Source organism: Corynebacterium sp. ACRPO, assembly GCF_022347205.1.
GTDB lineage: Bacteria > Actinomycetota > Actinomycetes > Mycobacteriales > Mycobacteriaceae > Corynebacterium.
This window is the reverse complement of record NZ_JAKRNE010000003.1, coordinates 169,211-192,847: the sequence shown is the minus strand read 5'-3', so window position 1 is coordinate 192,847 and position 23,637 is coordinate 169,211. Positions and strand designations below refer to the sequence as shown.

The following is a 23,637-nucleotide window of genomic DNA, read 5'->3' as shown; positions in this document are numbered from 1 at the left end:
GCCAGGAGGGGGCGTCGGCAAGCGGGGTGGCACCCACCGAGGTAGGCAGCGGCCGCTGGGGCGCGGGCTGGGCGCAGCCGGCTAGGCAGAAAACGGCCAAGATGGCGAAAATGAGAGTGCGCTGCATTGAAAATCCCCCCGAATTGAAAAGTGCAACGCCCCGAAGTTTAGCGGCTGACTGTGAATCGCGCACTCCAACTTTTGTATAGCGCGCGAATCGCTAGAATGTCAGACATGCCTAATACTTCCCAGTCGCAACAGTGGTTTGAGCGTTCCTCCAAGGTGATTCCGGGCGGGGTGAACTCGCCGGTGCGCGCGTTTGGCTCCGTGGGCGGCCAGGCTCGCGTAATTGAGCGCGGTGCAGGCTCGCGCCTGTGGGACGTCGACGGCAACGAGTACGTTGACCTGGTCAGCTCCTATGGCCCGATGATTCACGGCAATGCGCACCCAGAGATTGTGGAGGCCGTGCAGCAGGCCGCAGCGGGTGGCTTGAGCTTCGGCTCGCCCACCGAGGGTGAGGCTTTGCTCGCGGAGGCCATCGTCGCGCGCACCGCGGCCGATAAGGTGCGCATGGTCAACTCCGGCACCGAGGCCACCATGTCTGCGGTGCGCCTGGCCCGCGGCTACACCGGTCGCCCCAAGGTGCTGAAGTTCGAGGGTTGCTACCACGGCCATGTGGATGCACTGTTGGCCTCGGCCGGCTCCGGCGTGGCGACCTTTGCGCTGCCGGATTCCCCGGGCGTTACGGGCGCGACGGCGGCCGATACCATCGTCGTTCCTTATAACGATATCGAGGCCGTGCGTGAGGCGTTTGCGCAGCACCCGGGCGAGATTGCCTGCATCATCGCGGAAGCCTCGGCCGGCAACATGGGCACCGTGGCACCGGAAGAGGGTTTCAATGCCGCGCTTGCCGACGTCGCCCATAGCGACGGCGCCCTCCTCATCCTCGACGAAGTCATGACCGGCTTCCGCACCTCCTATAAGGGCTGGTACGGCGTCGACGGCGTGGCGGCGGACTTGGTGACCTTTGGCAAGGTCGTCTCCGGTGGCCTGCCGGCCGCTGCTTTCGGCGGCCGCGCCGAGGTCATGGACTACCTCGCTCCGGACGGTCCGGTCTACCAGGCCGGTACGCTGTCCGGTAACCCGGTGGCCATGGCCTCCGGCCTGAAGTCTTTGGAGTTGGCCGATGAATCGCTCTACGAGCGCCTACAGGCCAACGCGGACCGCCTGACCGGCATGATTTCTTCTGCACTGTCGGCCGAGGGCGTAGCGCACCACATCCAGCGGGCGTCTTCTATGTTCTCCATCCGCTTTGCCGAGGGCGAGGGCCGCAACTTTGCCGATATGCAGGCGGCCGAGACCTTCCGCTTCACCCCGTTCTTCCATGCCCTGCTGGATAACGGCATCTACGTCGCGCCGAGCCCGTTCGAGACCTGGTTTGTCTCGGATGCACTTACCGACGCCGACTTCGAACTCATCGAAGCCGCCCTCAAGCCCGCCGCCCAAGCTGCGGCCGCCGCGCGTCCCGCGAACTAAGGAGAGACATGACACGCACTATCGTTCACCTCGTGCGCCACGGCGAGGTCCACAACCCGGAGAAGATCCTCTACGGTCGCATCCCGGGCTATCACCTGTCCTCGCGCGGGCATTCCATGGCGGCGCGCACCGCGGAATCCTTTCGCGACCATGACGTGACCTACCTGGCGGCCTCGCCGCTGCAGCGCGCCCAAGAGACCGCGCGGCCGATTGCTAAGACAACGGGGTTGGACGTGGACGTCGATAAGACGCTTATCGAGTCCGGCAACCGCTTCGAGGGCCTGCGCACCAAGGGCCTGCGCTCCGCGCTGTGGAATCCGCGCCGCTGGCCGCTGCTGGTCAACCCGTTGGAACCCTCGTGGGGCGAGCCCTATGAGCAGATTGCCGAGCGCATGCTGGGCTCCATCGAGCGCGCCCGCACCGCCGCGGCCGGCCACGAGGCGATCTTGGTCAGCCACCAGCTGCCCATCGTGATGGTGCAGCGCACCGTGCTGGGCCAGCGCCTGCCGCACGCGCCGTGGAATCGCGAATGCGACTTAGCCTCGGTTACCTCGCTGCTTTTTGAGGATAACCAGGTCACCGACATCTTCTACTCCTCGCCGGCCCAGGAGATTTAATGGCACTACAACGCAGGCGCGCAGTCGGCGCGGTGCTGGCGGCGGCAGCGATCGCGCTGCCGCTTGCCGGTTGCTCGCAAGATGCCGATAACGCACAAAACGCGGTTGCTACCGGCGGCAACTTCGAGTTCATCACGCCCGGCGGCGAAAAGGTCATCAACTACGAGGAATCTGAGCGCAAGCCGCTGCGCACATTCTCCGGCGAGGATGTGCGCGATAGGGATAAGACCATTTCCCTGGAGGACTATGAGGGCGAAATCGTCGTGCTCAACTCCTGGGGCCAGTGGTGCGCTCCGTGTCGCGCCGAGGCCGATGACCTGCAAGAGATCCACTCCGAGCTACAGAAGCGGAAGATTGGCACTGTCTTGGGCATCAATGTGCGCGACTATAACCCGCAGGTGTCCAATGACTTCCTCGAAGATAACGGCCTGAAGTATCCCTCCATCTACGATCCACCATTTAAGACCGCGGCGGCCCTGGGCGGCGTGCCCACCTCCGTGGTCCCGACCACCATCGTCTTGGATAAACAGCACCGCCCGGCTACGGTCTTTTTGCGGTCCATCACCGCCCAAGATGTGATGGACGTAGTGGACAAACTAGAAAAGGAATAAATGGACAACGCAGCGAGCATCGGCAACTCTTTTGCCGAGGCCGCGACCTCCGGCCCGCTCATTCTGGGCCTGTTCGCGGCCGCCGTGGCGGGTCTGGTGAGCTTCGCCAGCCCGTGCGTGATCCCACTGGTGCCTGGCTATATTTCCTACCTAGCCGGCGTGGTGGGCGGCGAGGTTACGTTTGACGGTGAGTTGGGGGTGGGCGTCGGCAAGCGCAGGCAATGGGCCGTGGTACTGGCCGCCGCCTTGTTCATCCTGGGATTTACCGTGGTTTTCCTGCTGGCGACGGTCTCCGTATTCGGCGCGATTTCCGCGCTCCGGCTCAATGAGGAGACGCTCATGCGCATCGGCGGCGGCGTGACCATCCTGATGGGTGTGGTTTTTCTCGGCGCGATCCCGGCGCTGCAAAAAGACACCCGCATGGCACCGAAGCGCTGGACCACCTGGCTGGGCGCGCCGCTGCTGGGCGGGATATTCGCGCTGGGCTGGACGCCGTGCTTGGGCCCAACGCTGGCTGCCATCATTTCCGTATCGGTCGGCACCGAAGGCATGACGGCCGCGCGCGGCGTGCTGCTTATCATTTTTTATTGCCTGGGCTTGGGCCTGCCGTTCCTGCTGGTGGCGCTGGGCTCCGCGCGGGCGATGCGCTCGATTTCGTGGGCCCGCAAGCACTCGCATACCATCCAGGTCATCGGCGGCGTGGCCATGATCCTCGTCGGCTTGGCCCTGGTAACCGGCCTGTGGGGCGAGTTTATTAGCCTCATCCGCCAGTGGACCGGCAACTTTGGCGCAACCCTGATTTAGGAGAGACGTGAAATATTTCCGCAAAGCCTGGCATTGGCTGACCAGCATGCGCACGGCACTGGCGCTGCTTTTCTTGCTGGCGCTGGCCGCGATTCCCGGTTCCTTGCTGCCGCAGCGCGACCTCAACGAGCAGAACGTGCAGGACTTCATCGAGTCCAACGGCAACGTGGCGAAGATCTATGACAAGCTGCAGCTTTTCGACGTCTTTTCTTCCGTCTGGTTCCAGGCCATCTTCATCCTCTTGGCCATTTCCCTAGTGGGCTGCATCCTGCCGCGCTCCTGGGATCACTACAAGGCGTGGAAGACCCCGCCAACGCGCGCGCCGAAGTACCTCCACAAGCTGCCGCTGGCGGCCGAGGGGCATTCGGATAAGAGCGAGGAAGAGCTATCCGCGGAAATTACAAAGCGCCTGAGGAAGTGGCGCGTGGCCGAGTACGACCCAGAAGAAGACCGCGCCGGCGTGCATACCTTCTCCGCGGAGCGCGGCTACGGCCGCGAGCTGGCCAACCTCATTTTCCACGTGGCGCTGGTGGCCATCTTGGTCACCGTCGCCGCCGGCCGTTTGGTCAACTATGAGGGCCAGGTCATCGTGGTCACCGAGTCTGGTTCGCAGGGCGGTGGCCAGACCCTGGACCAGTCCACGGAGTTCTGCAATACCTCCACGTCCAACTTCGACTCCTTCCGCGCCGGCCCGCTTTTCGACGGCACCGGTCTCCACCCCTTCTGCCTCATCGCCCATGACTTCGCGGCCGAATACCTGCCCAACGGCCAGGCGGAGATGTTTACCTCCAACGTTTCCTATGCGGAGGGCGAGGACATCTACAAGGATGACTCCGAGTGGAAGGACTATGAGCTTAAGGTCAACCACCCGCTGCGCTTGGCGCACAACCGCGTCTACTTGCAGGGCCACGGCTACGCGCCGACGGTCACGGTGGAATGGCCCAATGGCGAAAAGCGCACCCAGACCATTCAGTTCCAGCCGAATGACACGACCTTCTTCTTGTCCTCCGGCGCGATGCGCTTCGACCCACCGGCAGGCATGCACCCGGATCTCTATGACCGCCGCCAGAACCAGATCGCCATCCAGGGCCTCTTCGCACCCACGGCCGAATGGGCCGGCGAGAACGGCAAGCTGCTGCAGTCCGCATATCCCGGGCTGCAGGATCCGGCGATGGCCATCGATATCTACCGCGGTGATGCCGGCCTGGACACCGGCACCCCGCAGTCCTTCTTCTCGCTGGACCCGAACCTGGTGCAGTCCGGCCAGCTACAAAAGATTGACCGCGTGAACCTCAACCAGGGCGAGGACGTCACCCTAGACGATGGCACGAAGATCACCTTCGACGGCGCCAGCGAGTTCGCCAACTACCAGGTCTCTTATGATCCTTTCCAGAAGTGGGTGCTGGCCTCCGCGCTGGTGATGCTCATTTCCCTGGTGGGATCGCTGGTGATTAAGCGCCGCCGCGTCTACATCCGCCTGCGGCCGAATGCGGCCGGCGGCACCGACGTGGAGATGGGCGGGCTTGCCCGCACCGACCGCGCCGGCTGGTCCGAGGAGTTCCACGAGCTGCACCGCGCGCTGCTGGAGCTGCCGGACCCAGACGAGGTCGAAGAAGACGAACTTTATACCGACGATTAGCGCCCCGGCCCGATCCAACAAAAGTTGGATTGGGTCGTTTCGCTGAGTAAGGTAATCAGCACTTATCCCGCACGTGTGAAGGCTAGGAGCATTCATGCAGATCGATCAGAATCTGTCTAATTTCTCGGATATCGCGGTGCAGACCGCCTTTGTGGTGTACTGCGTCGCGCTCTTTTTGTCGCTGTTTTACTACGGCCGCATGCAGGGCATCATCGAGGGCCGCCGCGCCGTGAAGTCCGAGGCCGCGAAGGTCTTGGTGGGGGCGGGCGCTGGGGGCGTCGACAAGCAGAGCTATGCCGGCGAGGTTGCCCAGTCTTCTTCCGGAATCACGGCCGATGAGCTGAAGGAAAAGGAGCGCAAGGCCGATAAGCTCGGCGGCATGACCAGCGCGCTGATGTGGGTGGGCATTGCGCTGCACGCCGCGGCGATTGTGCTGCGCGGCCTGGCCACCGGCCGCTTCCCCTTTGGCAACCTGTACGAGTACGTGCTGATGGTGAGCTTCGGCGTGCTGCTGGTGGGTAATATGGCCATGCAGCGCAAGGAATGGCGCACCGTGTGGCCGTGGTTGCTTACCCCGACCCTCGCGCTGATGTTTTATGGTTCCACCAAGCTCTATGCCGAGTCCGCCCCGGTGGTGCCGGCGCTGCAGTCGCACTGGCTGCCCATTCACGTCACCGTGGTTTCTTTGGGCGCGTCCATCGGTATTATTTCCGGCATTGTCTCGCTGCTGACGCTGTTCCGTATGGCGCAACCGAAGCATGCCGAGCATGGCTTCTTCGGTGCGGTGGCCCGCCCGCTGCCTTCTGCCGCGAAGATTGACCAGCTGGCCTACCGCCTGGCTGTAATCACCCTGCCGACCTTGGGCTTGGGCATCATCCTGGGTGCCATCTGGGCCGAGTCCGCCTGGGGCCGCTTCTGGGGTTGGGACCCGAAGGAGACCGTATCCTTTGCCACCTGGATCCTGTACGCCGCGTACCTGCACGCGCGTGCGACGCCGGCCTTCCGCAAGGCGGCGCCGTGGATCAACGTCATGGCGATGGCGCTGATGGTCTTCAACCTGTTCTTTATCAATATGGTCGTCTCCGGCCTGCATTCCTATGCGGGGCTGAACTAGATGGCGGAGCATAATAGCCCGCGCCATAAGCAGGGCAAGCCGGCCGGCGATAATGCGGTGATTTTGGGCCTTGGCGCCCAATTCGCCGAGCGCCGCCGCGAGTTGGGCATTTTGCAGCAGCAGCTTGCCGACGCCGCCGGTATCTCCCGCTCCACCCTCCACACCATCGAGCACGGTGGTGCGGGCGTGCGGTGGGAAAAGATCACGGCCGTGGCCGAGGCCTTAGGCCTAGAGATGCGGTTCGTGCCGAAGGAATCCTAGTCCTTCTCGCCGTCGGCGTCGCGTTTGCGGCGCTGGCGGCGTTTTTCTTCTTCTGCCTCCTGGGCGCGGCGCTGCTTGAAGCGCTCCTTTTCCAGTTTCCAGAGGAATTCCTCATCATCATCGGGGCCCTTGATAGCGCGGGGTTGTTCCACTTCGCGCTTTTTCCATGTCGAGGGCCCGAAGGCCTTCCAGACGAGGTAGGCGGCGAGGATAAAGAGTAGGAGGAGGATGATTCGACCCATGCGTGCGATTCTACCTGCACCGCGTACAATCAACCCCCATGACGCATAACCCTGAGCCACCCAAGCCGGACCCAGAACTGCGCCGCCGTTCGCGCGCGGCGCTGTGGAAGTACGGGCTCGCCCGCGTAGTGCTTTTTATCGCTTTGACCGCGGTGATCGAGATTTTGGCCATCGCCATCGGCTTTGCCATCCCGGTGCTCGTTGCGGCGCTGCTGGCGCTCTTCGTGGCGCTGCCGCTATCGATGCTGATCTTTAAAAAGTGGCGCATCGAGGCCACTCAGACGCTGGCCGAGTACTCCGCCCAGCGCAAGGCCCACAAGCGCTGGGTTCAGGCGGAGCTGGAAGGCCGCGCCGCCCAGGACTAGACGAGGATGAGTGCGGCGGCCTCGATAACGGCCCACAGCAGCATCGCGCGGCCGGTCAGGCCGAGCACCGGGATGAGCTCTGGGCCTTGGGTGCCGCGGTTGACGGTGCGGATGGCGCGCAGCGCAAGGGGGAAGTAGACCAAGCCAGCGAGCGCGAGCCAGCTGCCGAAGGCGATGCCAATGGTCAGCAGGAATGGCAGCAGGAGCAGCACCGTAAAGAGCAGGCGCGCCTTCTCGTTGCCGAGGCGCACGGCGAGGGTAATCTTGCCGGTCTCGGCGTCGGAAGGAATATCGCGGATATTATTGACTAAGTTCACCCCGGAGCTCATCGCGCCGATGCCCACGGCCAGCGCGAGGCCCGACCACGACAGGCGGCCAGCTTGCGTGAATTCGGTACCGAGCACGGCGACCAATCCGAAAAAGATAAAGACAGCAACCTCGCCGAGCCCGCGATATCCATACGGGTTCTTGCCGCCGGTATAAAACCACGCGCCCGCGATGCATAGCGCGCCCACTAGGATGAGCCACCACGCGTGCGCTGCAAAGGACAGCGCAATGCCGGCGAGCCCAGCCACGGCGAAGGCGGCGAAGGCCGCGAGTTTCACCTGCTGCGGGCGGGCCAGGCCACCGCCGGTGAGGCGCTGCGGACCGGTGCGGTCATCGTCGGTGCCGCGGATGCCATCGGAATAGTCATTGGCATAGTTCACGCCGATGATAAGTGCCCACGCCACGATGAGGGCGAGGAGCGCGCGGCCGAAGTGCGCGCCGTCGGCAGCCGCTGCGGCACCAGTACCAGCGATGACTGGGGCGAAGGCATTAGCCCACGTGTGCGGGCGTGCGCCTTGGAGCCAGTCTTTGGCAGTTGCGGGATAGGCAGAAAGTGACATGTCAGTTATTGTGCCACGCCACCGCGGGCATGCTGTGCACAAGGGACGTACACGGCGGATATATAAAAGCCACGGGTATGGCGGAAGCGCGTCGTACGTACCCAAGAAAGGACGGCTGTGGGCCACACCCGTGACAAAAGTTCAATGCGTTGAACTTTCTTAAAGTTATCATGTGATTCGCTCGCGGGGCAAGGCCTTTACTACGATGAATGTCATGCATTTAAGCGATCTCCCTGAACGTACCCAGGACTACCTCAAAGTCCTGTGGGACCTCTCCGAGCACTCCGGCGGCGCGCCCATCGCGCTCAAGGAGCTGGCGGGGCGATTGAACCAAAAGGTGCCCACGGCGTCGGAAGCCGTAAAGCGTCTCGTTGCCCAAGGGCTGGTGGAACATGAGCGCTACGCTGGCGTTTCGCTGACCCCAGAGGGCCAGGCACTGTCCATGGGCATGGTCCGCCGCCATCGTCTCCTCGAGACCTTCTTGGTCAAAGAGCTGGGGTACACCTGGGACGAGGTTCACGAGGATGCCGATCTCCTCGAGCATGCATGCTCCGATCGCTTCATCGATCGACTCGATCAGCACCTGGGCCATCCTCAGCGCGATCCCCACGGCGATCCCATCCCCGACGCGCAGGGCAGCATCGAGGACCTTGGCACGCTCACGCTTGACGACGTCCCCCTTCACACCCCTGTCACCATCGAGCGGGTATGCGACGGAGACACCGAGCTGTTGCGCTACCTCGACAGCCATGGCGTCGGCCTGGGCGTCGAGGTCGTAGTCGATTCCCGCGTTGCGGGCCTGCTCAACCTGCACGCAGGGGACGAGGAGTTCTCTCTTGCGGAAGTCGCGGCCGCCGACGTGACGGTGCGCGCTAACGAAGTCTAATCAGTTCTTAAAGAGCCCTGCGACACCACGACGGTCCACCTTGCCGGGGCCGGTCAGCGGCATCTCAGCAATGCGGATAATCTCGCGCGGGATCTGCCACCGAGGCAGGTCATCGAGCGCTTCGAGGATGTCGGTGCGCGAGGCCCAGCCGGTGTAAGCTGCGGCGATCATCTGGCCAAGACGTGGATCAGGGATGCCCACCACGCATACACTGTCGACGCCCGGTACCTGCAACAAGAGCTGTTCCAGTTGTTCTGGGTGCAACTTCAACCCGCCCGAGTTGATGATGCTGTCCAGACGTCCAGTGACGGTGAGTTGACCGTGGGCGTCGAGCTCCCCGGCGTCGGAAGTTGCGAACCAGCCACCGACGAAGTCGCGCGATTCCACATTGCGGTAGCCCTGCGCAATGGTCGGCCCGCCCAGGAAAATGCGGTTATCTTCCCCGATGCGCACCTCGGTGCCGGGCAGGGGAGTGCCGTTGTAGACGCAACCGCCCGCAGTCTCCGAGGAGCCATAGGTGGTTACCACGGTGATGTCGAGCTTGCGCGCAGATTTCAATAGCTGGGGATGTGGCGCTGCTCCACCTACCAGGATGGAGTTGAAACGGCGCAGTGCTTGGATGCCGTCCAGCGAATCGAGTGCCTTGTGCAGCTGCATCGGTGTGAGCGCGGTGTACATGCGGTCCTCGGTGTGGGCGAGTTCTTCTGCTGCGCGGGCGAACTCGGTGATGTTAAAGCCTTGGGACAGGTCGAGGCACAGTGGCTCCACACCCGCCACCAACGAACGCACGAGCACCTGGATGCCCGCGATGTGGTGGGCGGGCATGGCCAGTAGCCATTGGCCGGGGCCACCCAGGAAAGAATGGGTGGCATCCGCACTCGCCACCAGGTTAAGCGGGCTTAGCTGCGCACCCTTCGGTGTGCCCGTGGAACCCGAGGTGGACACCACCAAAGCAATGTCCTCAGCAATCGATTCGCCCGCGCGCATGTGGTTGCGCAGCAATTCCGTCCGCGTGCGGTCCGCTGCGGGAAGGGGTAAGAGCGTGGTCTGCCCAGCGATGGCCTTCTCGAGGTCATCCAAAATTCCTGCGGGATTGCGGGGATCGACTGGGAGTGGGGCGAGGATATGAGTCACGAATAATCAGGTTACCCGGGCATATCGCTCGTCCCGGGAGGCGGCGCGCCGGGCGTTTAGAGCAAGGCCCGCAGCCCCATGCTGAGCAAATAGAACACACCCGCCAGCACCGCGATGCAGCCGCCCGCCGACAAACTGAGTGCGGCCGCCAGCCAGAGCCCGCCGCATGCCAGCGCAATGCCCGCGATACCGGCACCGAGCATGAGCTGGGTCGGGCGCTTGATCCACGGCTGCAACGCCGCCGCCGGGGCTACCAGCAGCGCCAGGGACAAGATAGTGCCCACTGCGGGAATCACCACCACCATGGTCACGCTGATAAGCGTGAGGGTAAGCAAGTCATAGCGGCCGGGCTTTCCGCCTTGTGCGCGGAAGGACGTCTGGTCGAAGTAGAAGGAGACTAACGTCCGGCGAAATGCCACCAGCACGCCAAGGCTGACCACCACCAGGGCGCCGACAAACCAGACATCCTGCGCATTGACAGTGGTCAGCGAGCCCACGAGAAAGCTATCCACGTGGATAGGTAGCGGTTGGAACCAGCGCAGCAACAAGATGCCCAGGGAAAATCCCAGGGTGAGCGTCACGCCGGCGGCAGCGGTCGAAGAAATGCCCTCGACGGTACTCAACCACCGCATAAGCCAGGCCAAAGGTAGGCAGAACAGTGCCGCGCCCACCATCAAACCCGTGGAGAGATCCAAGCTCAGAAGGTTGGCCACCACTACGCCGAGCACCGCGCCGGGGAAGATTCCGTGCGACAGGCTCTCGGCGAAAAAGACGCGCTTGCCCATGACCATCAAGGTTCCAACCAAGCCAGATAAACATCCCACAGCAATGGCCTCAAGGAGGGGCATCCGCAGGATCTCTGGATCAAGATGAGACAGTCCCATTAGCTAAATACCCCCTTCAAGCCCGCTAGCGGCACGGTGACAACCAGCATCAAGCTGACGATTGCCTGCGGCGAAATCTGGTGCGCGGTTTGGGACAGCATGATGGCAAATCCCACCACCACTGCCAGCGTGGACAAACCCGCAGCCCAGAAGCACATGCTGCGCGGGGATCCTGCGATCAAGCGCGCCGAGAGGCCTGGAATGACAATAAAACCGATAACCAGCAACACACCCACTGCCGAGCTAGCCGCCACCACGATTAGGCCAACCGCGATATTCGCAATGAGCTCATAAGCCGCCACGTTGATGCCCATGGCGCGGGCCGCTGTGGTATCGAAAGCGACGAGAATCTGCATGCGCCAGGTTGTCAGGATGAGTAGTGCCGCAATCACGCAGAGCGTGACGGAGGTTGCCAGCCTGGACTGCGTGACGTCGAGAAGCCGGCCAAACATGAGGGCCTCCAGCTGCCCGGACTTGTCGCCATAGGCCAAACTGATGACCACGCCGATGCCGTACATAAAGGTCAGCACCACGGCCGTTCCGGCTTCCATATCCAGCTTCTGCGCTGACTGGCCCTGCCCAGAACCCAGAGAAGCCAGCACCAGCACCGTCACCGTGGCCACCGCGGCCGCACCCGGCACGATGCCCGGGATGCCGCCCACGATGAGCCCTACCACGATGCCCGGAAAAACCGAGTGCACGAGGGCTTCCACCGTAAATTCCATGCGGCGGAGATTAACGAGGACGCTAATGGCAGCTCCCGCAATCGATAGGCACAGCAGGAAGAGGAAAGCATTGCGCAGGTACGGGGCGAAGAGAATCTGCTCTATCACAGTCGCGCGCCTTGCTCCATATAGGTTTCCACTGCTTCCTCGGTTCCCATGGTGCGGACCTTGCCGTCGATCACAAACGCCGCCCAGTCGCAGGTGTGCTGCGCCAAGATGGGGTCGTGAGTGGAGACGAGCAGGGCGATTCCTGCTTCCTTGAGATCCGCAATGATCTGAATCAGGATTCGGCGACTTTCTTGATCAAGCCCGTTGAAGGGTTCGTCGAGAAGCACCAGCTCCGGGGCCGAAACCAACGCGCGCGCGATGAGCACGCGCTGGCGTTGCCCACCCGAGAGCTGGCCAAACCGCGTCTCGGCGAGGTGCTCCATCCCCACTTGTCGCAGGGCATTGAGTACGCAGTCGCGGTAGCTACGCATGCTCGTGCACCTGTGCCACCAGCTCACTGAGGGCAAAAGGCCCATTTCCACGACCTTGTAAGCCGTGACGGGAAAGCTCAGGTCGGAGTCTTGGTACTGCGGGACGTATCCGAGCGAGGCGTCGATGGTGGCCATGCCGCGCAAGGCAGCCAGGCCAGTGATTGCCTTGAGCAGGGTAGATTTGCCCGCGCCGTTGGAACCTAGGAGCGCCACGGCCTCGCCCGCGCGGATCTCAAGGTCAACGTCGGTGAGGATATCCCGGGCGCCATAGCCGCAGGTGGCATTGTGCAGAGTGACTAATGGGGAAGACATAAAGAGCTACTTGCGCTTGGCGAAGTCGAATTCCTGCAGCGATTCTGGCAACGGTTGCTGCTTGGAGTCCCAGGCGCTGACCAGGGTGTTGATGTTGTGGACGATGGATCCGATGTAGGTCTCGCCCTCACTGCCTGGCACACCTAGCGAGTCGCCGTACAAAGCGTCGTCGGATGTAACCGCCTTGACGCCTGCGGCGCGGGCGATGGCCTCGATGGACTTCGAGTTGTTGGAATTCTCCGCAAAGATGGCCTTGGCGCCGGACTCGCGGACCTTCTTTACCTGCTCATCGATGTGGCTCGAGGTGGCGTCCTGCTGGTGGTTGAAGTCAGACAGTGCGGAGCCGATGAATTTCACGCCATACTCGTTAGAGAAGTAGCCGAAGGCGTCGTGGGAAGAGAAGAGCACGCGGTCTTGCTCAGGAACTGCGGACATGGAATCGCTGGCCCACTTGTCGAGGTCCTCCAACTGGTCGGTGTACTTCTTGCCGGCGGCGGTGAAGGCGTCCTTGGCCTGCGGGGAGGCCTGGGACAACGTGTTGACGATGTTGTCGACCTGAATCTTGGCCTGCTTCGGGGAGGTCCACACGTGCGGGTCGTACTTGAATTCTGGGGCCTCGCCGTCCTCCCCCGGGAAAGGCCACGGGCGCGGGCTCACGTGCTCGATGCCCTCGTCGATGGTGTACTTGCCGTTGCCATCGCCCATACCTTCGCTCTTGACGCCCGAGGTCACGGCCATGACGCCGTGGAAGCCGGAGGAGTCCACGGCTTGGTCGAGGAAGTGCTCGAGGTCGACTCCGTTGACGAACATGTAGTCGGCCTGGGAGAGCGCCTGCATCTGCTGTGGGGTCATCTCGTGCTCGTGGGCGCTGGCGTTGGGGGCGAGCAAACAGGTGAGGTCGAGGGTCACTGGGCCCTCGCCGGAGGTGGTCTCTGCACCTTGGGAGTCGACCTTGTGGAGCTTGACGCCGCCGGCGGCTATCTGGGTGAGGTAGTCGCAGATCTGGGTAGTCGTGGCCACGGCCTTGACGGTGTCGCCGTCCTTCGGCTTTGCAGCGTCGATGGATTCCTTCGAGGCGCTGCAAGCGGCGAGGCTGGCGCCGAGTGCGAGGGCGCAGGTGCCTGCGAGAATGCGCTGTAGGGGCCGGCGTGGGGTGCTGTGATTTGAGTTCATAATGAACTTCCTTTGTATTAGGAGAAGTGAACTCAACAAACACTAGCACCCTTGAACTAGATTGTTCAACGTAATGAACTTAGGTGGTCCTATCTCTTCCTTAAGCTGCCAAAATTTAAAAATGCCTCTCACTTCAATGAGTGAAGTGAGAGGCTAGGAAGCGGTGGCCTTATTTGGCTACTTTTGCCTTTTTGCTGAAGGGGAGCTGATCCAGGGAGCGTATGCCGGGGCCGGCGGCGAGCATCAGGCCCGCGACGGCGACGGTCCATTCGGAGAACTTTTGCCAGCCCTGGGCGATGAGAATTACGCCCAGGGCGACGCGTGCTGCGAGCATGACGAATGAGTTGCAGAGTTTCATGTTCGACACTTTAAGTATTAACTATGGGCATGTCCACAATTGCTTGAGATGTCTCACTCCGGTCCGAGGGCGTCCCACGCCATTTACTCCGCTACATGTATGGATTGCGCGGGGTGTCCTCCTGATCGAAGGGACGCTCCCCGCTGTCCTGCGCATCCTTGATACGCTTGAGCATCCACACTCGCGAGACGATGACGCCCGCCAGTGCAAGTGTGGCCAAGCCGATGGCGAAAATCCACATCGTGCTAACTCCTGGCTAGTAGTAATACGGGAACTGCTCCCACTGCGGGTCGCGCTTTTCGAGGAATGCTTCTTTGCCCTCGACGGCCTCGTCGGTCATGTACGCCAGGCGGGTCGCCTCGCCGGCGAAGACCTGCTGGCCCATGAGGCCGTCATCGGTCAGGTTGAAAGCGAACTTCAGCATGCGCTGGGCTGTTGGGGACTTGCCGTTGATTTCGCGGCCCATCTGGATTGCGGCGTCTTCCAAGTCGGCGTGATCGACAACCTCATTGACCGCGCCCATCTCATACATCCGCTGGGCATCGTAGGTGCGGCCCAAGAAGAAAATCTCGCGGGCGAATTTTTGGCCCACCATCTTAGCTAGGTAGGCCGAGCCATAGCCGGCGTCGAAGGACCCTACGTCCGCGTCCGTCTGCTTGAAGCGCGCCTCCTGGCGGGAGGCGACCGTCATATCGCAGACCACGTGCAGCGAGTGCCCGCCGCCGGCCGCCCAACCATTGACCACGGCGATGACCACCTTGGGCATGGTGCGGATGAGGCGCTGGACCTCGAGGATATGGAGGCGGCCGCCTTCCACCTTCTCGCGGGCGGTGTCCACGGTGGATTCATCCGCGGTGGCGTCATCATGGGCGTGCTCGGTGGCGTAGCGGTACCCGGAGCGGCCGCGAATGCGCTGGTCGCCGCCCGAACAAAAAGCCCAGCCGCCATCCTTGTCGGAAGGACCATTGCCGGTGAGCAAAATCGTTCCCACATCCGGCGTGCGGCGGGCGTGGTCGAGGGCGCGGTAGAGCTCGTCTACGGTATGCGGGCGAAACGCATTGCGCACCTCCGGGCGGTCGAAGGCGATGCGCACGATGCCGTTCTTGCGGCCCTCGCCGTTGAGCCGGTGATAGGTGATATCCGTCAGGTCCTCAAAACCTTCTACGGCATGCCACAATTCCGGGCGGAACGGATTATCGGTGCTGTATTTTTTCTGCTCGCTCATGATGGCCAGCTTAGTGGCAAAAGAAGAATAGTCCCCATTCCCAACCCTCACCCACACACGCTGCCCAGCAGGCCGGTAATAATCAATACGCGATACTGCGAGGTTGTTGCCCCGCATAATACCCGTGTACGCCATACCAGCGCGGTACTCCATGCCATGGGGAGACTCGAACTCCCCGCCCCTTAAAGCGCTAAAGGGGGCCAGAGTCCCAGGATTTTCCCCTCCAGGGTGGGGGCCTGCTCGCTGCAGGTGTGTGGGCTACCATCGCGCGCTTTAAGCAGCGCGCGATATGACTATCCGTTTTTCAGTTCGGTATTCCAGTTCAGTTGCTGGATGCGGGTATCCAGCTCGCGATACTGCTTAGACAAATCATCGACACGCTTGCGCAGATCCGCCACCGGGATGGTGGAGACAAACTTAATCTCGGTGCGGGAATAGCGGTCCGAGCGGGTGCCCGCCCGCTGCGCCAGGTCGTGGTAGATGCGGCGCTTGCGCAAGAGGCCGTCGCGAAGCGCGAGGGCTTCCATCAAGTTCCTCTTCTCATCAAAGGCGGTGGCGATATTCGTCGCATTAATGGCCTGCACCAGCTCATCGATGCGCCCGGCCACGCCATCGAGCTCGCGCAGCAGCTCCTGCGGATCCTCATCCGGGGTATCGCCCTCCTGCACGCGGGCTACGGTGAGCAGCCGCTCGTGCAGGCTATTGAGGCGCTCCTGTGCCTGGGCGCGCTCCGCCAATGCCTCAGCTAGCAGCATAATTCCTCCTCTATTGGTATGGGTTCCCAAAATAGCGCAGAGCGGGGGAGGGGTCAACGGCTAGCGGGCGCTACCATGAAGGCCATGCATATCGATGACGTCCTCGACCGCGCCCACGTAGTCTCCCTCCCGCTCGCCGTGCGTTTCCGCGGCATTACCACGAGGGAGGCCTTGCTCATCGAGGGGCCGGCCGGCTGGGGCGAGTTCGCGCCCTTCCTGGAATACGGCCCGGCCGAGTCCGCCGCGTGGCTGCGCGCCGGGCTCGAGGCTGCCTACGAGGGCTTCCCGGAGCCGGTGCGCGATTCCATCGAGGTCAACGCCACCATCCCAGCCGTACCCGCCAGCGAGGTCCCGGCCCTAGTGGAGCGCTACCCCGGCTGCCGCACCTTCAAAATCAAGGTGGCGGAGAAAGGGCACACGCTTGCCGACGACGCCGCTCGCGTCCGCGCCGTCCGCGACACCATCACCCAACGCGGCGACATCCCTATCCTGCGCGTGGACGCCAACGGCGGCTGGAGCGTCGATGAGGCGGTCGAGGCCGCACAGATGATGATGCCGCTGGACTATATGGAACAGCCCTGCGCCACCACTGAGGAGCTTGCCCAGGTCCGTGGCCGCCTTATGCGCGCCGGCCTCTTTGTGCGCGTCGCCGCCGATGAATCCATTCGCAAGGTCGCCGACCCGTACCGCGTCGCCGAGTTGCAGGCTGCGGACGTCGCCGTGGTCAAGCCCGCCCCGCTTGGCGGCGTGCGCCGCGTCCTCGAGGTGGCCCAACACCTGCGCCAGCGCCATATGGATATCACGGTGGCCTCCGCGCTCGATACCTCCATTGGCATCAATATGGGCCTTGCGGCCGTCGCCGCACTCCCGCGCATCTACGACGACGAGGACATCGACGTCACCCCAGCCGCCGCCGGCCTTGCCACCGGCTCCCTTTTCGAAGAGGATGTCACCGCCCCGCGCCCGCTTGTCGATGGCCACCTTCCCGCCGATATCCTCGCCCCCGACCCAGACCGCCTCGTCGCACTCGCCGCCCCCGCCGACCGCCGCGATTGGTGGTTCGACCGCGTTCGTGCTTGCTGGCCGCACCTTGCTGAATCGCACCTTTCTGACTAGCGCCTAGAGCAAGCTCTGATGAAACCTCCACGCCGGAGTTGCCATCGCCCGGCGCACCTTCTGTGGCCTGCTCTTTAACCCGCGCACACTGCGCCGATGCGCCACCGTTTCCTGCACCGTCTCCACCACCAGCTTGAGGTGGTAGTCGGTGCATTCATCCGTAAACTTCAGTGGCGCCCACCCGTGTTGCACCGCATGATTGGTCTTCCATGTCCCGATGAGGAATTCCCGGTGATTATTCTCCGGCGTGTGATAGTAAAGCGAGTCCAAGTCCACCACCGTCGTTCCCGCTTCGAAGCCTAAATCCCAGGTGTACGGTCCCAGCAGGAAATTCGGTACGGGCTTGAGACCCACCCGCCGCATCTCGCGAAACATTCGCTGCTCCCACTTCGATGCCGTCCCCACCGGTGCCCTCTCCGCTAACTCGCGCACCGCGTCCCTTTTCTTGCTGGCCACCAGCTCTAAATCGGCCGCGAATCTCCCCCTGCCGTTGAGCCCGCGATACGCTTGCGCCAGTGCCTCTTTGAGCAGCCACTCGCTGCAGCGCTCGAAGCTTAGCGCATCTGCTACTGCCTGTGCCGGCAACGCCATCCGCACGCCCTTGACCCGATTCGCTGGTACCGGCCGCGACCTCACAGTACACACCAGCTCATCCACCTGTGCCCGACGATTGTTATCCACCCGAATCGTTGCCGGCAGCCGCACCTCGCATAAGCCATAGGCCGCGAGAGCCGCCGTTCCCGTAAACACCGCATCCGGATAAAGCTGCGCCACTGCGGCTACCTTATCTTTCGCACTCGCCTCCGCCGCGATGTAACAGTTGCGCCGCAAGCGTAACAGCGTCCCCTCACTAACCCTGCTGCGGATTTGATAGTCAGTAAGGCCTAATTCTAGTAATTCATTTCTCGTCCACATGATTCATTGGACTGGAAATCTTCCAGGAAGGTTCCGCTTTCCTCGTTTCAACGATTTCGTCCATCTAAAACACCTAAATCGTCGACGATTTTCGCCATATGTATGGACGAAATCGTTGAAAACCGGTGAACCAGGAAAGAAAACCGGTGAATCGCTAAAGGAGACTGCTGTCAGACTTCAGACTGCCCAACCCACCACCTGTGCGTACGCTAGGGGACATGTCTACTATCAAGGTCCGCGATGCCCACCTGCACAACCTGCGCAACGTCGACGTCGATATGCCCCGCGGCAAGCTCGTTGCGGTCACGGGCGTGTCTGGTTCGGGCAAGTCTTCGCTGGCATTCGGCACGATTCACGGCGAAGGCCAGCGTCGCTATCTCGAATCGGTGGCGCCCTTCGCCCGTCGCCTGATCAGCTCGGCCGTCGACCCGCAGGTTAGCCAGGTAGAGGGCCTGCCGCCGACGGTCGCGCTGCAGCAATCAACTTCCGGCGGCGGTGCGCGCTCTACGGTGGGCACGGTGTCCGCGCTCTCCAATAGCGTGCGCCTTCTCTATTCGCGCGCCGGGGATAACCCGGAGGGCCTGTACTCGGATTCTTTTTCTCCGAATACCCCGGAGGGCATGTGCCCGCAGTGCCACGGCACGGGCGTGGTCCACGAGCCGACCGAGGACTCCATGGTCCCGGATCCCACTCTCTCCATTGAGGAAGGCGCCATCCAAGCATGGCCCGGTGCCTGGGCCGGCAAGAACTTCCACGACATCCTGATGAGTCTGGGCTATGACCTGGATTCGCCCTGGCAGGATCTACCGCAAGAAGACCGCGACTGGATCCTCTTCACGGAAGAGCGCCCCGTCGTCACGGTGAAGCCGCTGCGTGGCAAGGACCAGATTCAGCGCAATTACGAGGGCACGTGGCGCTCCGTGGCCAGCTACCTCAAAAAGACGCTGGCGGAGACCCAATCGGATACGCTGCGCAAGCGCACCCTGTCCTATATGGAATCCCGCGAGTGCGAGACCTGTGGCGGCCGCCGCCTCAACCCGGCCGCGCTGAAGGTCACCTATGCGGGCATGCCGATTGATGAGCTGGGCGCGCTGCCGCTGGATAGGGTGCATGAGGTGCTCAGCAAGCAGAACCCGGAGGAGAATTCGGCCGAGGATTTGCTCCTGCGGCAGATTCTGCCTGCGCTGACCTCGGCGCTGGAGCTCGGCTTGGCGCACCTAAGCCTGGATCGGCCGACGCAGAGCCTGTCCGGCGGCGAGATGCAGCGCATCCGTCTGGCGGCGCAGCTGCGCTCCGGTCTCTTTGGCGTGGCGTATGTGCTCGACGAGCCCTCGGCCGGCCTGCACCCCGATGAGCGCGACGCGGTCATGGATATGTGCCGCCGTTTCATCGCGGCCGGCAACTCCGTGCTCTTGGTGGAGCATGACATGGATTTGGTCGCGCAAGCGGACTGGCTCGTTGACGTCGGCCCGCTGGCCGGCGAGCGCGGCGGCAACGTGGTCTATTCGGGCCCGGTCGCAGACTATGACGCGGACACCCCTACCGCCAACGCGCTGGCTCACCGCACGCTCGCGCTTGCCGACGACCCCCGCACCCCCTCCTCCCACCTCGCCCTGCGCGGCATCAACGCACGCAGCATCGACAACCTGGATGTGGACTTCGGCTTAGGCCAATTCACGGCGGTCGCCGGTGTCTCCGGCTCGGGTAAATCCACCTTGGTCAGCACGGTGCTGGCTGGCCTGCTAAGACAGTCCGCCACGGCCGTTTCCGATGAGGAAGAGGCCGAGGACAAGGGCTGGTCCGTAGAAAGCACGGAGGGCTTTGACCGAGTAAAGCGCGTCGTGCAGATTACCCAGAAGCCCATTGGCCGCACCCCGCGTTCCACGCTGGCAACCTATACCGGGCTTTTCGATAACGTTCGCAAGCTCTTCGCCGCCAGCGATGAGGCCAAGCAGCGCAAATGGACGGTCTCGCGCTTTTCCTACAACGTAAAGCAAGGCCAGTGCCCCACCTGCGGCGGCGCGGGCAAAATCGAGGTGGAGCTGGTCTTCTTGCCGGGCTCGTACACCACATGTCCAGAATGCGGCGGTGCCCGCTTCAATGACGAGACCTTGGAGGTGACCTGGCAGGGCCGCACCATCGCGGACATTTTGGAGCTGACCGTGGACGAGGCCGCAGGGGTCTTTGCCGAGGAAGAAAAGATTTACCGCGCCATCGCCACGTTGCAGGCCGTCGGCCTGGGCTACCTCCGCTTGGGCCAGGGCGCGCCGGAGCTGTCCGGCGGCGAGGCTCAGCGCATCAAGCTGGCCACGGAGCTGCAGCGTTCCCGCAACTCGCGTCGCGGCCACACGGTCTATCTGCTGGACGAGCCCACCACGGGCCTGCACCCAGCCGATATCGACCTGCTCAATACCGAGCTGCACAAGCTGGCGGATGCGGGCCATACGGTAATCGTCGTCGAGCATGATCTTTCGGTCATGGCGAATGCGGACCGCATCATTGAGATGGGCCCGGGCGCTGGCGAAGATGGCGGCCGCATTATCGCGGATGCCACCCCGGCGCAGGTTGCCGCAGTGGATACCGCCACGGGCCGCGCCTTGAGTGCACGCCGAGCGCATTAAGCAGCGAGCCTTAGCTACCCGTTAGCTGTGGGAGACCTCTCTGGGATCTCACAGCAAAATGGGGTAGAGGTAGAGGGTATGACTTCTAAAGGCCCTCATGGCGATAATAATGAAACCCGCAGCTGGTCCAGCCCGGCGGATGATGCCACGCGCCAGATTGGCCGCGTGCCCGATAATGCCGCCGGCCCCAGCCGCGACCAAGCGCGCCGCGAGCACCCCAAGCAGTACTTCCCGGGCGACCAGCAGCCGCAGAATGAGACTCGTCAATTCGATGCGGCCGCTGGCTATCAGCAGGGCTACGGTCAGCAGCAAAGCTACGGCCAGAACTATCAGCAGCCGGCCGGGCAGGCATATGGCCAGCAATACGCGCAGCAGCCCGAGTACGAGCCGGTTCCGTCGGACTATGATCCAGACCAGCCGGAAAAGCGCAAGAAGAAAGGCAGCGGTGGCGGGGCTATGGCCGGCGTCTTCGCAGCCATCGCGGTACTTGCAGTACTGGCTGCGGCTGTGTTGTTTTTCCTGTGGCGCAATGCTGCGGACGAGGCGGATAAGCCGGACCCACAGCCGGTGACGGAAACGCTGACCACGGAGGTTCCCACCACCGTGACCCATACCGAAGAGCCGGATGCGCAGGATGAGAACTCCAATAATTTGCCGAAGCTGCCGGACTTCCAGAATGACCTGCCGTCCGATATCCCGACCGAGCTGCCACCGGAGGTACAAGACCAGCTGGATAAGGGTAGCGACGTGGACATTGAGGGCCTCCTTAACGATCTGCTGGGCGGCGGCGAGCAGCCGGCCAACCAGTAGGGCGCTCAGAACTAAGCGCCCAGCACCTGCCCGGTAAGGGAAATGGCGCGCGGGCAGGTAAAATCGGGCGGCATGAATGAATCGATGCAGTTGGCTGAGAAGGTAGCCGCCCAACTGGCGCGCCACCTCACGGATGTCGTCTTGTGCCCTGGTTCGCGCAACGCGCCGCTGTCGCTGGCGCTGTTGGCGCGTGATGATATCCGCGTCCACACCCGCCTCGACGAGCGCGGGGGAGCGTTTACCGCCCTGGGCATGGCGCGGGTGCAGCGCCGCCACGTGGGCGTGGTGATGACCTCGGGAACTGCGGTGGCCAATACTCTGCCAGCCGTGGTGGAGGCACACTATTCCCATACGCCGCTGGCCATCATTAGCGCGGATCGGCCGGAGCGCCTGGTGGGCACGGGGGCGTCGCAGACCATCGAGCAGCAGGGCATCTTCGGCGTCTATGCGGACACCACCCAGGTCACCGACGCGGACGATATCGCGGCGATGGCCCAGCGTTTCCGCGAAGACCTACAGGTACACATCAATGTGGCCTTTGATGCCCCGCTTGTCGACGCCACCCTGCCGGACCACACCTCCGGCGATGGCGTGCTCGAGCCAGCACCGGCCTTTGTGGACCACGGGGAAGTGGCCGTGGATTTGAGCAAGAACACACTGGTCATTGCGGGCGATGAGGCCTGGGAGGTAGAAGGCCTCCAAGACGTGCCAACCATCGCAGAGCCGAGCGCGCCGGGCCCGTACCATCCGGTGCATCCGGCGGCGGCGCACATCTTCCGCAAGGCGCAGGTCTCCGCGAATGATTATGTGGTCAACACCAAGGTTGAACAGGTCATCGTCGTGGGGCATCCGACGCTGCACCGCAGCGTGCTAGCGCTGATGAATGACCCGGATATCGAGCTGGTGGTGCTCTCGCGCACCAAGGACTTCACCAACCAGCGCGGCGAAGAGGCCCGGCTTGGCACCACCGTCAAGGTCGCCGGTGAGCTGAGCCGCGAGTGGATGAAGATCTGCGAAGGCGCAACCGATATGGCTGGACAAGCGGTGCGCGAGACCCTCGAGGATGAGGAACTGGGATTCACCGGGCTGCACGTCGCGGCCGCGGTGGGCGATACGCTCTCCGTCAATGACACTCTGGTGTTGGGAGCCTCGAACCCGGTACGCGATGCAGCCTTGGTAGGCCTGCCTTTCGACGGCGTGGATACGTACTCGCCGCGCGGGGCAGCCGGCATCGATGGAACCATCGCGCAGGCCATCGGCATTTCCCTGGCCACGCAATCGCTGGATCCCACCAACTGGCGCGCCCCGCGAGTTATGGCGCTGATGGGGGATGTCACCTTCTTGCATGACGCGAATAGCCTGCTCATCCCGGAAGATCAGGCGCGACCGGAAAACCTCACCATCGTGGTGGCCAATGACAATGGTGGCGGCATCTTCGAGACCCTGGAACAAGGCGCCGATGCGCTGCGCGAGTCCTTCGAGCCGGCGTTTGGGACGCCGCATGGGGTGGACGTCGGCAAGCTGGCAGAAGCCTATGAGGCAGACTACCGCGAGGTGACCACCCCGCAGGAGCTGCTGGACACGTTGGCGGAGCTGAAAGAATATTCCACCGGGATTACCGTCGTGGAGGCCAAGACCACCCGTGCCACGCGCCGGGCGCTCAATGAGAAGCTCACCGCAAAGGTAGGCCAGTAAGTGGCCCCGCCGCAGCATAAGCCGCACGCGGCCGTGGTGCCGCGCTATACGCCCGCGGTCTATCGCCGCCGCCTGCACCAGCTGACGCTGGCGCTGTATCTGGCCGCGCTGGTGGGTGTGGTGGGCATGGTCATCGGGCCGGCGCTGAATGACCACGCCATCGCCAGCCACCCCGCGCGCGCTTTGGCTACGGTCAAGGATGTGGGCGTGCTGCGCACTACGGTGGATTTCCAAGACAGTGAAGGGATTTACCACACCCCACAGCACGGGCTGCTCTATCCCAGTGGGCTGGGCGAGGGTCAGCAGGTGTGGGTGCAATACGCCCAGGACGACCCAGACCTAGTCAAGGTCGAAGGCCGCGAATGGACGCTGGCCATCATCCCGGCGCTCTCGGTAGGGGTGGTTGTCACGCTCATCGCGGCCGTGCTGTGGAAGCTGATTAGCTTCTTTACCCGCCGTGCGGAGAAATAATT

The 23,637-nt window shown here is 62.9% G+C and carries 26 protein-coding genes; 14 read left to right on the top strand and 12 right to left on the bottom strand.

The window, feature by feature from the left end; all coding sequences use genetic code 11:
* Positions 1-234: 234 nt before the first annotated feature.
* The 7 genes from hemL to MHY22_RS04105 all read left to right on the top strand — a co-directional run bounded on the left by hemL (position 235) and on the right by MHY22_RS04105 (position 6,582).
* Complete coding sequence (gene hemL / locus MHY22_RS04135; protein ID WP_239278170.1) at positions 235-1,536, top strand: glutamate-1-semialdehyde 2,1-aminomutase; 1,302 nt, start codon at positions 235-237, stop codon at positions 1,534-1,536.
* 8 nt (positions 1,537-1,544) lie between these two features.
* Complete coding sequence (locus MHY22_RS04130) at positions 1,545-2,153, top strand: histidine phosphatase family protein (protein WP_239278169.1); 609 nt, start codon at positions 1,545-1,547, stop codon at positions 2,151-2,153.
* Complete coding sequence (locus MHY22_RS04125) at positions 2,153-2,764, top strand: TlpA disulfide reductase family protein (protein WP_239278168.1); 612 nt, start codon at positions 2,153-2,155, stop codon at positions 2,762-2,764. The genes MHY22_RS04130 and MHY22_RS04125 overlap by 1 nt, the downstream gene beginning before the upstream one ends.
* Complete coding sequence (locus MHY22_RS04120) at positions 2,765-3,568, top strand: cytochrome c biogenesis CcdA family protein (protein WP_239278166.1); 804 nt, start codon at positions 2,765-2,767, stop codon at positions 3,566-3,568.
* A gap of 7 nt (positions 3,569-3,575) precedes the next feature.
* The gene (locus MHY22_RS04115; RefSeq protein ID WP_239278164.1) at positions 3,576-5,207 is read left to right on the top strand and encodes a cytochrome c biogenesis protein ResB; all 1,632 of its coding nucleotides are present in this window, start codon (positions 3,576-3,578) and stop codon (positions 5,205-5,207) included.
* A gap of 94 nt (positions 5,208-5,301) precedes the next feature.
* Entirely contained in the window at positions 5,302-6,321 is a 1,020-nt protein-coding gene (gene ccsB / locus MHY22_RS04110; RefSeq protein ID WP_179387345.1) for a c-type cytochrome biogenesis protein CcsB, read from the top strand.
* A complete protein-coding gene (locus MHY22_RS04105) occupies positions 6,322-6,582 on the top strand; it encodes a helix-turn-helix domain-containing protein (protein WP_005322968.1) in 261 nt (86 codons plus the stop codon).
* On the opposite strand, the gene MHY22_RS04100 is transcribed toward MHY22_RS04105, so the two are convergent.
* Positions 6,579-6,824: a hypothetical protein gene (locus tag MHY22_RS04100; protein ID WP_239278162.1), complete on the bottom strand. Its 246-nt coding sequence runs from the start codon at positions 6,822-6,824 to the stop codon at positions 6,579-6,581. The genes MHY22_RS04105 and MHY22_RS04100 overlap by 4 nt on opposite strands.
* Before the next feature lie 38 nt (positions 6,825-6,862).
* Between MHY22_RS04100 and MHY22_RS04095 the strand changes: the two genes are divergently transcribed.
* Positions 6,863-7,189: a DUF4229 domain-containing protein gene (locus MHY22_RS04095; RefSeq protein ID WP_179387347.1), complete on the top strand. Its 327-nt coding sequence runs from the start codon at positions 6,863-6,865 to the stop codon at positions 7,187-7,189.
* Here the strand turns inward: MHY22_RS04095 and MHY22_RS04090 are convergent.
* Positions 7,186-8,076 carry a 1,4-dihydroxy-2-naphthoate polyprenyltransferase gene (locus MHY22_RS04090; protein WP_239278161.1) on the bottom strand — a complete coding sequence of 297 codons (891 nt, stop codon included), beginning with the start codon at positions 8,074-8,076 and terminating at the stop codon, positions 7,186-7,188. The two genes, MHY22_RS04095 and MHY22_RS04090, sit on opposite strands and share 4 nt — an antisense overlap.
* Before the next feature lie 214 nt (positions 8,077-8,290).
* Here MHY22_RS04090 and MHY22_RS04085 point away from each other — a divergent pair, with 214 nt between their 5' ends.
* Entirely contained in the window at positions 8,291-8,962 is a 672-nt protein-coding gene (locus MHY22_RS04085; RefSeq protein ID WP_034656208.1) for a metal-dependent transcriptional regulator, read from the top strand.
* Here the strand turns inward: MHY22_RS04085 and menE are convergent, their stop codons facing one another.
* The 9 genes from menE to MHY22_RS04040 form a co-directional block, all read right to left on the bottom strand.
* Entirely contained in the window at positions 8,963-10,096 is a 1,134-nt protein-coding gene (gene menE, locus MHY22_RS04080) for an o-succinylbenzoate--CoA ligase (RefSeq protein ID WP_239278160.1), read from the bottom strand.
* A 56-nt stretch (positions 10,097-10,152) separates the two neighbouring features.
* The gene (locus MHY22_RS04075; protein WP_023020499.1) at positions 10,153-10,980 is read right to left on the bottom strand and encodes a metal ABC transporter permease; all 828 of its coding nucleotides are present in this window, start codon (positions 10,978-10,980) and stop codon (positions 10,153-10,155) included.
* The gene (locus MHY22_RS04070; RefSeq protein WP_239278159.1) at positions 10,980-11,813 is read right to left on the bottom strand and encodes a metal ABC transporter permease; all 834 of its coding nucleotides are present in this window, start codon (positions 11,811-11,813) and stop codon (positions 10,980-10,982) included. The genes MHY22_RS04075 and MHY22_RS04070 overlap by 1 nt, the downstream gene beginning before the upstream one ends.
* The gene (locus MHY22_RS04065; RefSeq protein WP_023020501.1) at positions 11,810-12,496 is read right to left on the bottom strand and encodes a metal ABC transporter ATP-binding protein; all 687 of its coding nucleotides are present in this window, start codon (positions 12,494-12,496) and stop codon (positions 11,810-11,812) included. The genes MHY22_RS04070 and MHY22_RS04065 overlap by 4 nt, the downstream gene beginning before the upstream one ends.
* A 6-nt stretch (positions 12,497-12,502) precedes the next feature.
* The gene (locus MHY22_RS04060) at positions 12,503-13,669 is read right to left on the bottom strand and encodes a metal ABC transporter substrate-binding protein (protein WP_023020502.1); all 1,167 of its coding nucleotides are present in this window, start codon (positions 13,667-13,669) and stop codon (positions 12,503-12,505) included.
* A gap of 169 nt (positions 13,670-13,838) precedes the next feature.
* Positions 13,839-14,027: a hypothetical protein gene (locus MHY22_RS04055; RefSeq protein WP_005322954.1), complete on the bottom strand. Its 189-nt coding sequence runs from the start codon at positions 14,025-14,027 to the stop codon at positions 13,839-13,841.
* 91 nt (positions 14,028-14,118) lie between these two features.
* Positions 14,119-14,268: a hypothetical protein gene (locus MHY22_RS04050; RefSeq protein ID WP_005322953.1), complete on the bottom strand. Its 150-nt coding sequence runs from the start codon at positions 14,266-14,268 to the stop codon at positions 14,119-14,121.
* A 15-nt stretch (positions 14,269-14,283) separates the two neighbouring features.
* On the bottom strand, positions 14,284-15,252 hold the full coding sequence (locus tag MHY22_RS04045) for a 1,4-dihydroxy-2-naphthoyl-CoA synthase (protein ID WP_034668262.1): 969 nt from the start codon (positions 15,250-15,252) through the stop codon (positions 14,284-14,286).
* 293 nt (positions 15,253-15,545) lie between these two features.
* Positions 15,546-16,007 carry a DIP1984 family protein gene (locus MHY22_RS04040; protein WP_005322951.1) on the bottom strand — a complete coding sequence of 154 codons (462 nt, stop codon included), beginning with the start codon at positions 16,005-16,007 and terminating at the stop codon, positions 15,546-15,548.
* A gap of 75 nt (positions 16,008-16,082) precedes the next feature.
* Here MHY22_RS04040 and MHY22_RS04035 point away from each other — a divergent pair, with 75 nt between their 5' ends.
* The gene (locus MHY22_RS04035; protein WP_370658829.1) at positions 16,083-17,123 is read left to right on the top strand and encodes an o-succinylbenzoate synthase; all 1,041 of its coding nucleotides are present in this window, start codon (positions 16,083-16,085) and stop codon (positions 17,121-17,123) included.
* A 3-nt stretch (positions 17,124-17,126) separates the two neighbouring features.
* Here the strand turns inward: MHY22_RS04035 and MHY22_RS04030 are convergent, their stop codons facing one another.
* Entirely contained in the window at positions 17,127-17,897 is a 771-nt protein-coding gene (locus MHY22_RS04030) for a hypothetical protein (protein WP_239278157.1), read from the bottom strand.
* 359 nt (positions 17,898-18,256) lie between these two features.
* Between MHY22_RS04030 and MHY22_RS04025 the strand changes: the two genes are divergently transcribed.
* The 4 genes from MHY22_RS04025 (at position 18,257) to MHY22_RS04010 (ending at position 23,635) form a co-directional block, all read left to right on the top strand.
* Positions 18,257-20,659 carry an excinuclease ABC subunit UvrA gene (locus tag MHY22_RS04025; protein ID WP_239278156.1) on the top strand — a complete coding sequence of 801 codons (2,403 nt, stop codon included), beginning with the start codon at positions 18,257-18,259 and terminating at the stop codon, positions 20,657-20,659.
* A gap of 78 nt (positions 20,660-20,737) precedes the next feature.
* Positions 20,738-21,469: a hypothetical protein gene (locus MHY22_RS04020; protein ID WP_239278155.1), complete on the top strand. Its 732-nt coding sequence runs from the start codon at positions 20,738-20,740 to the stop codon at positions 21,467-21,469.
* 72 nt (positions 21,470-21,541) lie between these two features.
* Positions 21,542-23,164, top strand: a complete 1,623-nt coding sequence (menD, locus tag MHY22_RS04015) for a 2-succinyl-5-enolpyruvyl-6-hydroxy-3-cyclohexene-1-carboxylic-acid synthase (RefSeq protein WP_239278154.1) — start codon at positions 21,542-21,544, stop codon at positions 23,162-23,164.
* The gene (locus MHY22_RS04010) at positions 23,165-23,635 is read left to right on the top strand and encodes a DUF3592 domain-containing protein (protein WP_239278153.1); all 471 of its coding nucleotides are present in this window, start codon (positions 23,165-23,167) and stop codon (positions 23,633-23,635) included.
* The last annotated feature ends 2 nt before the right edge of the window (positions 23,636-23,637 follow it).

Bases quoted from the DNA above. Each gene is read 5' to 3' on its own strand.
- MHY22_RS04025 (WP_239278156.1), top strand. From the start codon at position 18,257: ATGTCTACTATCAAGGTCCGCGATGCCCACCTGCACAACCTGCGCAAC.
- MHY22_RS04105 (WP_005322968.1), top strand. From the start codon at position 6,322: ATGGCGGAGCATAATAGCCCGCGCCATAAGCAGGGCAAGCCGGCCGGC.
- MHY22_RS04055 (WP_005322954.1), bottom strand. From the start codon at position 14,027: ATGAAACTCTGCAACTCATTCGTCATGCTCGCAGCACGCGTCGCCCTG.
- MHY22_RS04095 (WP_179387347.1), top strand. From the start codon at position 6,863: ATGACGCATAACCCTGAGCCACCCAAGCCGGACCCAGAACTGCGCCGC.
- MHY22_RS04050 (WP_005322953.1), bottom strand. From the start codon at position 14,268: ATGTGGATTTTCGCCATCGGCTTGGCCACACTTGCACTGGCGGGCGTC.
- MHY22_RS04125 (WP_239278168.1), top strand. From the start codon at position 2,153: ATGGCACTACAACGCAGGCGCGCAGTCGGCGCGGTGCTGGCGGCGGCA.
- MHY22_RS04065 (WP_023020501.1), bottom strand. From the start codon at position 12,496: ATGTCTTCCCCATTAGTCACTCTGCACAATGCCACCTGCGGCTATGGC.
- MHY22_RS04075 (WP_023020499.1), bottom strand. From the start codon at position 10,980: ATGGGACTGTCTCATCTTGATCCAGAGATCCTGCGGATGCCCCTCCTT.
- MHY22_RS04085 (WP_034656208.1), top strand. From the start codon at position 8,291: ATGCATTTAAGCGATCTCCCTGAACGTACCCAGGACTACCTCAAAGTC.
- MHY22_RS04100 (WP_239278162.1), bottom strand. From the start codon at position 6,824: ATGGGTCGAATCATCCTCCTCCTACTCTTTATCCTCGCCGCCTACCTC.
- ccsB (WP_179387345.1), top strand. From the start codon at position 5,302: ATGCAGATCGATCAGAATCTGTCTAATTTCTCGGATATCGCGGTGCAG.
- MHY22_RS04130 (WP_239278169.1), top strand. From the start codon at position 1,545: ATGACACGCACTATCGTTCACCTCGTGCGCCACGGCGAGGTCCACAAC.
- MHY22_RS04090 (WP_239278161.1), bottom strand. From the start codon at position 8,076: ATGTCACTTTCTGCCTATCCCGCAACTGCCAAAGACTGGCTCCAAGGC.
- MHY22_RS04035 (WP_370658829.1), top strand. From the start codon at position 16,083: ATGAAGGCCATGCATATCGATGACGTCCTCGACCGCGCCCACGTAGTC.
- MHY22_RS04040 (WP_005322951.1), bottom strand. From the start codon at position 16,007: ATGCTGCTAGCTGAGGCATTGGCGGAGCGCGCCCAGGCACAGGAGCGC.
- menD (WP_239278154.1), top strand. From the start codon at position 21,542: ATGAATGAATCGATGCAGTTGGCTGAGAAGGTAGCCGCCCAACTGGCG.
- MHY22_RS04060 (WP_023020502.1), bottom strand. From the start codon at position 13,669: ATGAACTCAAATCACAGCACCCCACGCCGGCCCCTACAGCGCATTCTC.
- hemL (WP_239278170.1), top strand. From the start codon at position 235: ATGCCTAATACTTCCCAGTCGCAACAGTGGTTTGAGCGTTCCTCCAAG.
- MHY22_RS04120 (WP_239278166.1), top strand. From the start codon at position 2,765: ATGGACAACGCAGCGAGCATCGGCAACTCTTTTGCCGAGGCCGCGACC.
- MHY22_RS04045 (WP_034668262.1), bottom strand. From the start codon at position 15,252: ATGAGCGAGCAGAAAAAATACAGCACCGATAATCCGTTCCGCCCGGAA.
- MHY22_RS04020 (WP_239278155.1), top strand. From the start codon at position 20,738: ATGACTTCTAAAGGCCCTCATGGCGATAATAATGAAACCCGCAGCTGG.